Below are 11,807 nucleotides of genomic sequence, written 5' to 3'. Positions count from 1 at the left end.
CGTCCATGATCCTGATCATTGCAGTTGCCCTTGTGGTCGCGTCTGCCGCCCTGGCCGGGGCGACGGTGCTCATCCCCCGCACCCCAACAGTGCCGCTGGACCGCCGTCGGCCCTTCCGGACCGAATCGGACTCGCAGCTCACCCGCTTTGCGGGTTCCGCCGTCGACGCGATTGACGGCTTCCTGGCTAAGCGGAACGTCCGGTTCTTCAACCGGGAAACCCTCGAGAACGCCGGCCTGCGCCTGAGCCAGGCCGACTTCCTGTTCCTGGTCCTCATCGGCGCCTTCGTGGGCGGGCTGGTGGGTCTTGTGGTGGCCGGTCCCTTGTTGGCGATACTCCTGGTGCTGGCGGCCCCGTTCGTGGGACAGCTGGTCCTGGGGTTCCTGTCCGGCAAAAGGCGTGCCAAGTTCGATCAGCAGTTGGGCGATACTCTGCAGCTGCTCTCCGGCAGCCTCCGCGCCGGGCACAGCATCCTTCGCGCCATCGATGCCGCCGCCAACGAATCCCAGGCCCCCACCTCCGAGGAGATGCGCCGGGTGATCTCGGAAACGAGCCTGGGGAGGGACCTGCTGGCCTCGCTCAACGACACGGCCGAGCGGATGAAGAACGAGGACTTCGTGTGGATCTCCCAGGCCATCCAGATTAACCGCGAAGTCGGCGGCAACCTGGCCGAGGTGATGGACCAGGTCAACGAAACCATCCGCGAACGCAGCGAGATCAAGGGCCACATCAAGTCCCTGGCTGCCGAGGGCAAGTTCTCCGCCTACATCCTGATGGCCCTGCCGATCGGCATCGTGGCCATGCTGATGGTTGTCAGCCCCGGGTACATGGACAAGATGTTCACCACGTTGCTTGGGGGAATCATGTCCGTGGCCTCCGTCATCCTGATGACCATCGGCGGTCTCTGGATGCGCAAAATCATCGACCTGAAGTTCTGAGCCGGCCATGGATCCCTTGATTGGCCTCGCTCTCCTCCTGATCTGCCTGCCGCTCGGCTACCTGACGTGGACCTTGCTGTCCGCCGATACGAAAGGCCAGACAGCGGCCCGGGAAATCCTGGCCCGGGGAAACCACCGTGCGGAGGACGAGGAAAAGAAGACCGGTACAGGCTTCATCGAGAAGATCGGGTACCGCCTCACGCCGGCCGCCTACGTGCTCAAACTCGATCATCTGCTGTCCCTCGCCGGCCGCCCGGCCAACCTGCCGCTGGGCCGGCTGCTTGCTGCCAAACCTGCGCTGGGTTTGATGGGCGTATTGCTCGGACTCTTCCTCAGTTCGATCGGATCCACGCCGATCATTAAGCTGGTCGGGATCTTTGTCGTGGTCCTGGGCTACTTCATCCCCGATCTGATGCTCTACAGCAAGGGGCAGGAGCGGCAGAAGGCCATGCAGCTGGAGCTCGCCAACACCCTGGACCAGATGCTGATCTCCGTCGAGGCCGGGCTCGGCTTTGAAGGGGCCATGGCCCGCGCCGGCGAGAACGGCAAAGGCCCGCTGGCCGAGGAGCTGGTCCGCACCCTGCAGGACATGCAGGTGGGACGCAGCCGCCGCGAGTCCTACCTCGCCCTGGCCGAACGCACCAACATCCCCGAACTCCGGAGCTTCGTCCAGGCCGTGGTGCAGGCGGACACCTACGGTATCGCCATCAGCCGGGTCCTGCGCGTCCAGGCCAAGGTGATGCGCGTCAAGCGGCGGCAGCGCGCCGAAGAGAAGGCCATGAAGCTTCCGGTGATGATCCTGTTTCCGCTCCTCTTCTTCATCTTTCCGGTGCTCTTCATCGCCATCCTGGGTCCCGCCGTCATCAACACGATCGAGACTTTCAGCGGCCAGTAGCGCCCCTGCATACCCGGAAGATCGGCCGCGCAGAGCGAACCCTCAGGAAGCCATCGGGATAGCGCAAGGGTTTGCGCAGGATCGCCCGGAGTCTAGGGCAGCGGCGGGGGCAGGCAGTAGCGTGGTCACATGTCCTTTCAAGGAGCTCCAGACGACGGCGACGTAAACAATGCCTTTTCCGCCGACCCCTGCCCCTGCGGTGCCGGACTGGCTCCGGCGGAGGCCAAGGAGTCTGCGCCCGAGATGACGCCCCCGCTTGTGGACCCCACCGCCCTCCAGGAGCTCGGGTCACAGCTGGACAGCCCGGCCGTGGCCAAGGGATTCGCGCGGGAATATACCAGGATGTGGGACCGGCGCTACCAGTCCCTCGCGACCTCCCTCGACAGCGGGGACGACGCCGCGGCGCTGGATGCCGTGCTCAGCCTGAAGACATCCTCGGCGATGGTGGGCGGGGTCCGCCTGGCCGAGCTCGCCGGGGAGCTTGAGGACGCCATCCGGGTCCGCGACGCCGGCCTCGCGCGGCTGCTCCTGCACGAAGTTGCCGAAAGCGGCAACGAGACAGTGGACGAACTGCAGGTCGGCTACCTCGAGGAAAGCTAGTCCACGGCCGGCGCGAGCCTGTACCCCACGCCACGGACCGTCTGTAGCCAGCGGGGCTGCAGCGGATCCTCCCGCAGTTTGCGCCGGAGGTTGCCGATGTGGACCTCGACGGCGCGCTCGTCGGATTCACTGATGTACGCATCCGCACCGTAGTACTCGCCCCGCACCACCCGGACCAGATCGATCTTGGTCCGGACGGCACCGGCCGCTTTCAGCAGGGCGTGCAGCAGATCGAACTCGCTGCGGGTCAGGCTGGTGGGGGTCCCGTCGAGGGTGACCGAACGGGTGTGCGGGTTCAGCACCAGGCCGTTGTGCCGAAACACGGAATCCTGCGGCAGGACCAGACCCGCCGACGGCGCGGCTCCCGGCGCCGGGGACGTGCCCTCGGCGAACTCGAGGCGGGGCCGGCGCATCATCGCAGCGACCCGGGCCCGGAGCTCACGCGGGCGGAACGGTTTGGTCATAAAATCGTCGGCGCCGGTATGCAGCGCGGTCAGCGTGTCCAGCTCGTCCGCCCGTGCGGTCAGCATCACCACATAGGCGTCGCTGAACTGTCGGATCCGGCGCAGGACTTCAAAGCCGTCAATATCGTTCAGGCCAATGTCCAGGGTGACAACGCTGGCTTTCTGGCTCCGAACCACCTCGACCCCCTCGCGCCCGCTGGCTGCGCCGTGGACGTCAAATCCCGCCTGGCTCAGCACGGCTTCAACGAGATGACGTACGTCCTCGTCGTCCTCAACGACGACTGCGACTCCCAAGTCAGTCATGGTCCCCCTCTATGTCTGATCCTGCGGCATCCACCCCCCATAGAGGCCGCGTCGTTACTGCAGTGCACTCGTGGTGCGCCAGTATTGTCAGAATACCCACGCTATCGCAGTTATTACTGTTTAGGCACAGCCGGGCCACAAATATTCATCGTATGTCAAGCTAGCGTGACGAATGCTGTTAAATTGAAGCAGCGAGAAAGGGGCGCGGCTTCATTGGGCAAACAGCAACTGGCCGGTAACCCGGACGGATTCTTCGCGGGACTTCCGCGGCGTGCGCAGCTGGCACTCCTCCGCCTGACCGGATCCCGGGAAGCGGAGTTCCATGCCCTGCTCGCGGGCATTTCCGATCGCGAAAAGCTGCTCAACGAGGAGATCATTGGGCTGGCCGAGGCCCTGAAGGCCAAGGACAGCCTTGTTTCCACTGTCTCGCACGAGTTCCGCACCCCGTTGACCTCGATCATCGGCAACCTCGACCTGGTCCTCGGCGAATCTGCCGAGCTCTCCCCTGCCACCGTGCGCCGGATCGAAATCGCGCAGCGGAACGCCGAACGGTTGCTGGCACTGGTCTCGGACCTGATGATGTCCGCCGACTCAGCCGTGCACGTCCACCCGCGCCGGACCGATCTGGCCAGCCTGGTCGAAGCCAGCCTCGGCTCGGCGCAGGCCCACGCCCAGGCATCCCGGGTCTCGCTCTCCATGGACCTTCCGGCTCCGCTCTGGGCCGACGTGGATCCGCTGCGGATCGGCCAGGCCCTGGACAACCTCGTCTCCAACGCCATCAAGTATTCCCCCGACGGCGGCACTGTCCATGTCTCCGCCACGAACGAGGCAGGCCGGGTACTGCTGCAGGTGAAGGACGACGGAATGGGCATGACAGCCGCCGACGCCGAACGGGTCTTCACCCGCTTCTTCCGCAGCCCCGCGGTCCGCGAGGGCCCGATTCCCGGCGCGGGGCTGGGCCTGTCCATCACCAAGGCTATTATCGAACGGCACGGCGGCTCCATTTCGTGCAGCACGCGTCCTGGCTGTGGGAGCACCTTCACGGTGGAGCTCCCCACCCAGGCGGATCCGCCGGCCTTCTAGGCCTGGCGGAAGCGGACAAACCGGGTGCGGCGGACGCGGGCGGCGTTACTGGCGCAGAGCGCGGGTCAGTTCGGCCCGGGCCAGCAGCCCGCTGGCCGAGGGATAGGCCACCTCTTCCAGCACCAGCGGATGCGGGGCGGCCAGGATGGACTTGGCGTCCCGCTGCCGGGCAAGCAGCCGTTCGTGCAGCCAGCCCGGCTCCTCGATGCCGGCCCCCACAAACAGCGCGGATCCCACGAGCGAGCGCACCATGTTGTGGCAGAACGCATCGGCCTGGACCGTGGCCACCAGGACGCCGTCGGCGCCGCGGGCGAACTCGAAACGCTGAAGTTCCCGGATGGTCGTGGCGCCTTCCCTCGGTTTGCAGTAGGACCTGAAATCCTGGAGGCCCAGCAGTTGGGAGGCGCCTTCGTTCAGCAGCCCGACGTCGAGCTCTTCCCGGTGCCACAGCGTCGAGGTGCGGCCCAGCGGGTCCCAGAGGAGAGGGCCATCCGCGATCCGGTAGCTGTAGCGGCGCCAGAGCGCGGAGAAGCGGGCGTCGAATCCCACGGGGGCCAAGGTGACTTTGTGGACTTCGATGGAGCCGGTGAGGTCCCCGAGCCCGCGGCTGAGGGCGCCGCGGAGGCGGCGGAGCAGCGCGACGGCCGGGTCCAGCTCCACGCCGCGGTTCAGGCCCATCCATTCCGTCTCGCTGAGGTCCACGTGGACCACCTGCCCGCGGGCGTGCACGCCGGCGTCGGTGCGTCCGGCCACGGTCACGCGGACCGGGCGGCGGATGAGCATCGCCAGGGCCTCTTCCAGCGTGCCCTGGACCGTACGGCGTCCGGGCTGGACGGCCCACCCGCTGAAGGGTCCGCCGTCGTACGCAAGATCAAGCCGGATACGCAGAAACCCGCCGCCCCCTCTAACGGGGGCAGCGGGTTTCTGGTCGTTCATAGACTTAAGTCTATGCGAAAAAATCAGCGAATTACTTCGCGTCCTTCTCGGACTTAGCGGGGGCTTCCTCAGCGGCCGGAGCCTCTTCGGTTGCTGCTGCTTCAGTCTCAGCTGCTTCAGCGGCGGGAGCCTCTTCGGTTTCAGCGGCTTCGGTCTCAGCAACCGGTGCAGCTTCTGCCTTGTCGGCGTCCTTCTTCTCAGCATCGCGCTGGGCGGCGGAGGTAGCCTCGGCTACAACTGCCTGCTTGGCGGAAACCGGCTCGAGAACCAGTTCGATGACAGCCATGGGAGCGTTGTCGCCCTTGCGGTTGCCGATCTTGGTGATGCGGGTGTAGCCACCGTTGCGGTTCTCCACTGCCTGTGCAATGTCGGTGAACAGCTCGTGGACGATGCCCTTGTCGCTGATCAAGCCGAGTACACGACGGCGGGAAGCCAGGTCGCCACGCTTGGCGAAAGTCACCAGGCGCTCAGCGTACGGCTTCAGTCGCTTGGCCTTGGTCACCGTGGTGGTGATCCGCTTGTGCTCGAACAGTGCGGCGGACAGGTTCGCGAGCATAAGACGCTCGTGAGCCGCTCCGCCTCCGAGGCGCGGACCCTTAGCGGGGGTAGGCATAATAGTTTCTCCTCATATGGAAGCCGTTGGGCTGCGCACACCGTGGTGCATCAGCCGGCGGGCCAAGATCTGTTTGTTAGAGCTCGTCGTCGCTGAAAGCGGCGTCGTCCTCTTCAATTGCTGCGGCGCGTGCTGCGAGGTCAAAACCGGGAGGCGAGTCCTTGAGGGACAGGCCCAGTTCAACCAGCTTTGCCTTGACCTCATCGATGGACTTCGCACCGAAGTTACGGATGTCCATGAGGTCGGCCTCGGAGCGCGCCACGAGTTCACCCACGGTGTGGATGCCCTCACGCTTGAGGCAGTTGTAGGAACGGACGGTGAGGTCCAGATCCTCGATCGGCAGGGCCATGTCTGCTGCCAGGGCAGCATCCGTCGGCGACGGGCCAATCTCGATACCTTCAGCTGCGGTGTTCAGCTCGCGGGCCAGACCGAACAGTTCCACCAGGGTGGTACCTGCCGAAGCAACCGCATCGCGCGGGGCGATGGCCTGCTTGGTCTCGACGTCGACAATGAGCTTGTCGAAGTCAGTGCGCTGCTCAACACGGGTAGCTTCCACGCGGAAAGTAACCTTCAGGACCGGCGAGTAGATCGAGTCGACCGGAATACGGCCGATCTCGGAGTCGCCGGACTTGTTCTGAGCTGCCGAAACGTAGCCGCGGCCGCGCTCGATGGTCAGTTCGAGCTCGAACTTGCCCTTCGAGTTCAGCGTGGCAATGTGCAGATCCGGGTTGTGGAATTCGACGCCGGCCGGCGGAGCGATGTCCGCGGCGGTGACGACTCCCGGGCCCTGCTTGCGCAGGTAAGCAACAACCGGCTCGTCGTGCTCGGAGGAAACCGACAGGTTCTTGATGTTCAGGATGATCTCAGTGACATCTTCCTTGACACCCGGAACCGTGGTGAACTCGTGCAGCACGCCATCGATCCGGATGCTCGTGACAGAGGCACCGGGGATGGAGGAGAGCAGGGTACGGCGGAGGGAGTTTCCGAGGGTGTAACCGAAACCGGGCTCCAGCGGTTCAATAATGAAACGGGAGCGGTTGTCTGAGACGACCTCTTCGGAGAGGGTGGGGCGCTGTGCAATGAGCACTTAGGTTTCCTTTCGGCGAGCATCCGCTATATGACGCAACACAGGTGGTGGAAAGATCGGTCTGAGACTTAACGCGGCTGGGCTTGCCCGGACCTGTGAAGGTCCGGGCAAGCACCGGTGCGTGGAAAGCCTTAGACGCGGCGGCGCTTCGGCGGACGGCAGCCGTTGTGGGCGCTGGGGGTTACATCCTGGATGGATCCAACCTCGAGGCCAGCGGCCTGCAGTGAACGGATAGCCGTTTCGCGTCCCGAACCCGGGCCCTTGACGAATACGTCAACCTTGCGCATACCGTGCTCCTGTGCACGCTTTGCGGCGGCTTCGGCGGCCATCTGGGCTGCGAACGGGGTGGACTTACGTGAGCCCTTGAAGCCCACCTCACCGGACGAAGCCCAGGAGATGACAGCACCGTTCGGGTCCGTGATGGACACGATGGTGTTGTTAAAGGTGCTCTTGATGTGCGCCTGGCCCAGCGCGATATTCTTCTTGTCCTTCTTACGCGGCTTGCGAACCGCGCCACGAGTCTTCGGGGGCATTATTTCTCCTACAGAAAGTTATCGGGGGGAAGACGAGCGGTTTAGCGGGTCTTCTTCTTGCCTGCGACGGTGCGCTTCGGACCCTTGCGGGTACGTGCGTTCGTCTTCGTGCGCTGTCCGCGCACTGGCAGGCCCTTGCGGTGGCGAATACCTTCGTAGCTGCCGATTTCAACCTTGCGGCGGATATCTGCTGCTACTTCGCGGCGAAGGTCACCCTCAACCTTGTAGTTGCCTTCAATGTAATCACGCAGCTGGACGAGCTCGGCGTCGGACAGGTCCTTGACCCGAACGTCCGCGCTGATGCCGGTGGCAGCCAGGGTTTCGTGTGCACGGGTCTTGCCCACGCCGTAGATGTAAGTAAGCGCAATTTCCAACCGCTTTTCGCGGGGAATGTCTACGCCAGCGAGACGAGCCATAGAGGCAGTGCTCCTTGAATAAACCGGAGGTCGTAGGCAGTACACCCGCACATTCTGTGCGGCCCCAGCCTCCGACCGGGGGTTAGCTGTACGGGCCCATATGTCCCAGATCAGCTTGTGCTGCCTTTTATTTACTTGCGTGGGTTAGCAACCCAGGATTTCCCGAAGCGGGAAATTAGCCCTGGCGCTGCTTGTGGCGCGGGTTCTCGCAGATCACCATGACCCGGCCATTACGGCGGATCACTTTGCACTTTTCGCAGATCTGCTTGACGCTCGGCTTGACCTTCATGGCGTTCCTTTGCGTGTTGCAGTGGTCAGCTGGACCGGCCTTCGGCTGTTGCTCTGGCCGCCCAGTGTTTACTTGTAGCGGTAGACGATACGACCACGTGTCAGGTCGTACGGGCTCAGCTCCACCACTACCCGGTCCTCAGGGAGAATCCTGATGTAGTGCTGGCGCATCTTTCCAGAGATGTGTGCCAGAACGATGTGCTTGTTGGTGAGCTCAACGCGAAACATCGCGTTAGGCAGCGCCTCAGTCACAACGCCCTCGATCTCAATGACCCCGTCCTTCTTGGCCATACCCTCCGCTAACTGTTGTTTGCCGCAGCCCTTCGGCTTGCACCGGAAATCACCGCGGACGTTTTTGATTGATTGGCTGATGCCTCCCGGCCCCAAAAGGGCACAACAGGGCAGACAACCAACAGACAACACTACGCCATTACGGCCCGAATGTTAAATCCAGCAATCGTAGCGTACTCAGCGTCCGTATGCACCAAATTCGCCCGCCGGCGTGCTCACAGCCACCGCACTGGCGATCCCGTCAAGGATGGCCAGCCGCACGACGTCGGCTGCCGCGCTTTGCAGGGTGATGAGGCTCCCCTGCCTGGCGGCGTCGCTGCTGCGGTCCAGTGGGAGCGCCCCGGTGGCGAGGCAAAAGACAGTGTCTCCGTCCGCGAGGGTGTGGCTGGGGTTCAGCGCACGGGCCAGCCCGGCGTGGGCGGCCGAGGCCGTGCGTTTGCATTCAGCCTTGTCCAGGATCGCGTTCGTGGCGACGACGACAAGGGTGGTGTTGAGCGGCGGTTGCTCTACCGAGCCAATGCCGCCGTTCCCGGCTTTCGCCTCAACAGCCGCAACCCTCGGCGTGCTCGCTCGTTCCTCGCTTAGACGCACGCTGCCGGTTTCCGGCTGTTGCGGCGATGTGTCAAACGGTAACCCCAGCGCATTGACTACCGCGAGTGCTCCGACGACTACGCCGTTGTCGAGGGCGATGGAGGCTGTACCTACTCCGCCTTTGAACTGTCCCCGGCCGATTGCGGCGCCGGTGCCGGCGCCTACGTTGCCGCGTTCGACGTCGTGCGTGATCTTGCGGGCGGCGGCGTCGGCGGTGGCCGCGTAGCCCATGGCCGCGTCCGGGCGGGCGGCGAAGTCCCCGCCGCGGCCGAGGTCGAAGATGGCGGCGGCCGGGACGATCGGGACCACGCCGCCGGTCACAGCGAAGCCCCGGCCGTTCTCCTCGCACCAGCGCTGCGCGCCGTGGGCCGCGGCGAGGCCGAAGGCGCTTCCGCCGGTGAGCACGACGGCGTCGACGGTCCGGGTCAGCGTCGTGGGGTCAAGAGCGTCGGTCTCATGGGTCCCGGGGCCGCCGCCCCGGACATCGACGGAGCCCACCGTCCCGGCTGGCGGCAGCACCACCGTCACCCCGCTCAGCCAGCCCTCACCCGTCCTGCCGGCGTGGCCCACCCTCAGGCCCGGCACATCAGTAATCGCAGTCATGGCTCTATTGTGCTCCCCTGGTTAAACGGCCAAAGCCCCGCCCGGTCTTCCATCGTCTTGAAGAAACGCGCCCGGATGCCTGTAGTCCAAACGGGCGTTATGTAATACTGCATGCAACACAGCGTTAACGGGCAACGAAGCCTTGGACAACAAAGCTCTACTGGTGTCTTGTGCGGGGTTCTGCCCACCAACCATGTGGTGAAGTGATAGCAAGGTATCCCCGCCCACCCGTCTGCCCCAGCAGGCACGGACCCGTTAGAGACCTGAATGACGCGACAATTGACCGACCGGCCCCGCGCCGCCGTCGAGGCAAAACCTGCTCCGGCGCCGCGTGCCCGCTGGTCCGCGAGAACCCGCCGGGACTTCTTCGTCTTCCTGGCCTTGGCTCTTCCCAACCTGCTCCTGATTGCGGTGTTCACCTACCTGCCGCTCTTCAACAACATCTACTACTCCACCCTGGACTGGACGCTGGGCTCTGCCTCGGCCACAGTGGTGGGTTTCGACAACTACGTCACGTTCTTCACGAGTTCGGACGCCACCAAGGTCCTCGGCACCACCGCCATTTTCACCCTCGTCACGGTGGGCGGGTCCATGATCCTGGGGCTGCTGGTGGCCCTGGCACTGAACTCTAAGATCCGCGGCACAACATTCGCGCGCTCAGCCGTCTTCGCCCCCTACGTGCTCAGCGGCGTCGGCGTCGGCCTCGTCTGGCTGTTCATTTTCGATCCCGGCTACGGGGTGCTCGCCTGGCTGTTGCGCGGCATCGGCCAGCAGAGTCCGCAGTGGATCAATGATCCCCAGTTGTCCCTAGTGATGGTCATCATCGTCTACGTCTGGAAAAACCTGGGCTACTGCGCCGTCGTCTACCTCGCCGGGCTGCAGTCGCTCCCGCAGGACGTTATGGAGGCCGCCTCGCTCGACGGGGCCAACGGCTTCAAGCGCTTCGTGAGCATGGCCTTGCCGCTGCTGTCCCCCACCACATTTTTCCTGCTCATCACCACGATGCTCAGCTCCCTGCAGGCTTTTGACCTGATCCGGATCATGACCCCGCTGGGCAACGGCACCAGCACCCTGATCTACGAGGCCTACCTTCAGGCCTTCGGGGCGTTCAACCGGGCCGGCTACTCCGCGGCCATCTCGGTGATCCTGTTCGCCATCCTGCTCATCATCACCGTGCTGCAGCTGCGGTTCGTCGAACGGAAGGTGCACTACTCGTGAGCCTGCTCTCTCCCGTCAGTCCTGACCCCGCCGCCAATGCCGGACCCGCCGCCGGCGCAGATCCCGAGATTCCCCTGCAGCGTCACCGGCCCTTCTCCCGGGCCAATCTCACCCAGACCATCGCCGGCGGCTACGTTCCGCTGATCCTCACCACCCTGGTGGTGTTCCTGCCGCTGCTGTGGATGGTGCTGAGTTCCTTCAAGCTGCCCGGCGAGATCATCACCATGGACCTGAAGATCCTGCCGGAAAGCGTGAACCTCGAGAACTACAACATCGCCATGACAACGGTGCCGTTCTCCCAGTTCTTTATCAACAGCCTGATTGTCACGGGCGTGGGCGCCACCATCAAGGTGCTCCTGGCCATCCTGACCGCCTACGCGCTGGTGTTTGTCCGGTTCCCGTACAAGAACGTCATCTTCGTGCTGATCCTGGTGGCCCTGATGGTCCCCCCGCAGGTGTCCATCCTGCCCAACTACATCCTGATCGCAGGGATGGGCGGCAAGAACACCCTGTGGGGCATCATCCTCCCGGGCCTTGGCACGGCGTTCGGCACGTTCCTGCTGCGCCAGCACTTCATGACGCTGCCCGCCTCCATCCTGGAATCGGCGGAGATCGACGGCGCCGGCCACTGGCGCCGTCTCTGGCAGATCGTGGCGCCGGTCTCCGGACCGTCGATCGCGACCGTTGCGCTCGTCGTCGTCGTGAGCGAGTGGAACGATTACATCTGGCCGCTGATCATCACGGACCGCCCGGAGACGATGACGCTGCCGGTTGGCCTGACGCTGCTGCAGAACTCCGAGGGCAACGGCTCGGGCTGGGGCATCCTGATGGCCGGTGCCGTGCTGGTGATCGTACCCATTCTGCTGGTTTTCGCGGCCCTGCAGCGGTACATCGTGGCCGGCCTCACCCAGGGCAGCGTCACGGGCTGACGTTGCCTCCGAAAACCCG

At 64.4% G+C, this 11,807-nt stretch carries 15 protein-coding genes; 6 read left to right on the top strand and 9 right to left on the bottom strand.

What is annotated here, in order from left to right; genetic code table 11:
- Positions 1–5 precede the first annotated feature (5 nt).
- The 3 genes from ABIB29_RS01320 to ABIB29_RS01310 all read left to right on the top strand — a co-directional run bounded on the left by ABIB29_RS01320 (position 6) and on the right by ABIB29_RS01310 (position 2,433).
- Complete coding sequence (locus tag ABIB29_RS01320; protein WP_354169365.1) at positions 6–938, top strand: type II secretion system F family protein; 933 nt, start codon at positions 6–8, stop codon at positions 936–938.
- A gap of 7 nt (positions 939–945) precedes the next feature.
- Positions 946–1,833: a type II secretion system F family protein gene (locus ABIB29_RS01315; protein ID WP_354169363.1), complete on the top strand. Its 888-nt coding sequence runs from the start codon at positions 946–948 to the stop codon at positions 1,831–1,833.
- 243 nt (positions 1,834–2,076) lie between these two features.
- The gene (locus ABIB29_RS01310) at positions 2,077–2,433 is read left to right on the top strand and encodes an Hpt domain-containing protein (RefSeq protein ID WP_354169361.1); all 357 of its coding nucleotides are present in this window, start codon (positions 2,077–2,079) and stop codon (positions 2,431–2,433) included.
- Here ABIB29_RS01310 and ABIB29_RS01305 read toward each other — a convergent pair.
- Positions 2,430–3,200 (bottom strand): response regulator transcription factor, encoded by a 771-nt coding sequence (locus tag ABIB29_RS01305; protein WP_354169359.1) that lies wholly within the window; start codon positions 3,198–3,200, stop codon positions 2,430–2,432. The genes ABIB29_RS01310 and ABIB29_RS01305 overlap by 4 nt on opposite strands.
- A 213-nt stretch (positions 3,201–3,413) precedes the next feature.
- Between ABIB29_RS01305 and ABIB29_RS01300 the strand changes: the two genes are divergently transcribed.
- Positions 3,414–4,283: a sensor histidine kinase gene (locus tag ABIB29_RS01300; RefSeq protein ID WP_354169358.1), complete on the top strand. Its 870-nt coding sequence runs from the start codon at positions 3,414–3,416 to the stop codon at positions 4,281–4,283.
- A gap of 45 nt (positions 4,284–4,328) precedes the next feature.
- Here ABIB29_RS01300 and ABIB29_RS01295 read toward each other — a convergent pair whose 3' ends face one another.
- The 8 genes from ABIB29_RS01295 to ABIB29_RS01260 form a co-directional block, all read right to left on the bottom strand.
- The gene (locus ABIB29_RS01295; protein WP_354169356.1) at positions 4,329–5,219 is read right to left on the bottom strand and encodes a tRNA pseudouridine synthase A; all 891 of its coding nucleotides are present in this window, start codon (positions 5,217–5,219) and stop codon (positions 4,329–4,331) included.
- Between the two features lie 31 nt (positions 5,220–5,250).
- The gene (gene rplQ, locus ABIB29_RS01290; protein WP_354169354.1) at positions 5,251–5,832 is read right to left on the bottom strand and encodes a 50S ribosomal protein L17; all 582 of its coding nucleotides are present in this window, start codon (positions 5,830–5,832) and stop codon (positions 5,251–5,253) included.
- A 76-nt stretch (positions 5,833–5,908) separates the two neighbouring features.
- Positions 5,909–6,919 (bottom strand): DNA-directed RNA polymerase subunit alpha, encoded by a 1,011-nt coding sequence (locus tag ABIB29_RS01285; protein ID WP_024366109.1) that lies wholly within the window; start codon positions 6,917–6,919, stop codon positions 5,909–5,911.
- A 131-nt stretch (positions 6,920–7,050) separates the two neighbouring features.
- Complete coding sequence (gene rpsK, locus ABIB29_RS01280) at positions 7,051–7,452, bottom strand: 30S ribosomal protein S11 (RefSeq protein ID WP_018773682.1); 402 nt, start codon at positions 7,450–7,452, stop codon at positions 7,051–7,053.
- A gap of 41 nt (positions 7,453–7,493) precedes the next feature.
- On the bottom strand, positions 7,494–7,868 hold the full coding sequence (gene rpsM / locus ABIB29_RS01275; RefSeq protein ID WP_024366110.1) for a 30S ribosomal protein S13: 375 nt from the start codon (positions 7,866–7,868) through the stop codon (positions 7,494–7,496).
- 175 nt (positions 7,869–8,043) lie between these two features.
- Positions 8,044–8,157, bottom strand: a complete 114-nt coding sequence (rpmJ, locus tag ABIB29_RS01270; RefSeq protein WP_009358722.1) for a 50S ribosomal protein L36 — start codon at positions 8,155–8,157, stop codon at positions 8,044–8,046.
- Between the two features lie 68 nt (positions 8,158–8,225).
- On the bottom strand, positions 8,226–8,447 hold the full coding sequence (infA, locus tag ABIB29_RS01265) for a translation initiation factor IF-1 (protein WP_009358723.1): 222 nt from the start codon (positions 8,445–8,447) through the stop codon (positions 8,226–8,228).
- Between the two features lie 177 nt (positions 8,448–8,624).
- On the bottom strand, positions 8,625–9,641 hold the full coding sequence (locus ABIB29_RS01260; protein ID WP_354169353.1) for a P1 family peptidase: 1,017 nt from the start codon (positions 9,639–9,641) through the stop codon (positions 8,625–8,627).
- 267 nt (positions 9,642–9,908) lie between these two features.
- On the opposite strand from ABIB29_RS01260, the gene ABIB29_RS01255 reads away from it, so the two are divergent.
- Positions 9,909–10,859 carry a carbohydrate ABC transporter permease gene (locus ABIB29_RS01255; protein ID WP_354169351.1) on the top strand — a complete coding sequence of 317 codons (951 nt, stop codon included), beginning with the start codon at positions 9,909–9,911 and terminating at the stop codon, positions 10,857–10,859.
- On the top strand, positions 10,856–11,788 hold the full coding sequence (locus ABIB29_RS01250) for a carbohydrate ABC transporter permease (protein WP_502915529.1): 933 nt from the start codon (positions 10,856–10,858) through the stop codon (positions 11,786–11,788). The genes ABIB29_RS01255 and ABIB29_RS01250 overlap by 4 nt, the downstream gene beginning before the upstream one ends.
- Positions 11,789–11,807 lie beyond the last annotated feature (19 nt).

The sequence above is a fragment of the Arthrobacter sp. UYEF36 genome, assembly GCF_040547025.1.
Taxonomy (GTDB): Bacteria; Actinomycetota; Actinomycetes; order Actinomycetales; family Micrococcaceae; genus Arthrobacter.
This window is presented reverse-complemented; position numbering and strand designations above follow the sequence as displayed.

Coding starts and splice junctions, on each gene's coding strand:
- ABIB29_RS01255 (WP_354169351.1), top strand. CDS start 9,909: ATGACGCGACAATTGACCGACCGGCCCCGCGCCGCCGTCGAGGCAAAA.
- rpmJ (WP_009358722.1), bottom strand. CDS start 8,157: ATGAAGGTCAAGCCGAGCGTCAAGCAGATCTGCGAAAAGTGCAAAGTG.
- rplQ (WP_354169354.1), bottom strand. CDS start 5,832: ATGCCTACCCCCGCTAAGGGTCCGCGCCTCGGAGGCGGAGCGGCTCAC.
- ABIB29_RS01310 (WP_354169361.1), top strand. CDS start 2,077: ATGACGCCCCCGCTTGTGGACCCCACCGCCCTCCAGGAGCTCGGGTCA.
- ABIB29_RS01260 (WP_354169353.1), bottom strand. CDS start 9,641: ATGACTGCGATTACTGATGTGCCGGGCCTGAGGGTGGGCCACGCCGGC.
- rpsM (WP_024366110.1), bottom strand. CDS start 7,868: ATGGCTCGTCTCGCTGGCGTAGACATTCCCCGCGAAAAGCGGTTGGAA.
- infA (WP_009358723.1), bottom strand. CDS start 8,447: ATGGCCAAGAAGGACGGGGTCATTGAGATCGAGGGCGTTGTGACTGAG.
- rpsK (WP_018773682.1), bottom strand. CDS start 7,452: ATGCCCCCGAAGACTCGTGGCGCGGTTCGCAAGCCGCGTAAGAAGGAC.
- ABIB29_RS01320 (WP_354169365.1), top strand. CDS start 6: ATGATCCTGATCATTGCAGTTGCCCTTGTGGTCGCGTCTGCCGCCCTG.
- ABIB29_RS01295 (WP_354169356.1), bottom strand. CDS start 5,219: ATGAACGACCAGAAACCCGCTGCCCCCGTTAGAGGGGGCGGCGGGTTT.
- ABIB29_RS01305 (WP_354169359.1), bottom strand. CDS start 3,200: ATGACTGACTTGGGAGTCGCAGTCGTCGTTGAGGACGACGAGGACGTA.
- ABIB29_RS01315 (WP_354169363.1), top strand. CDS start 946: ATGGATCCCTTGATTGGCCTCGCTCTCCTCCTGATCTGCCTGCCGCTC.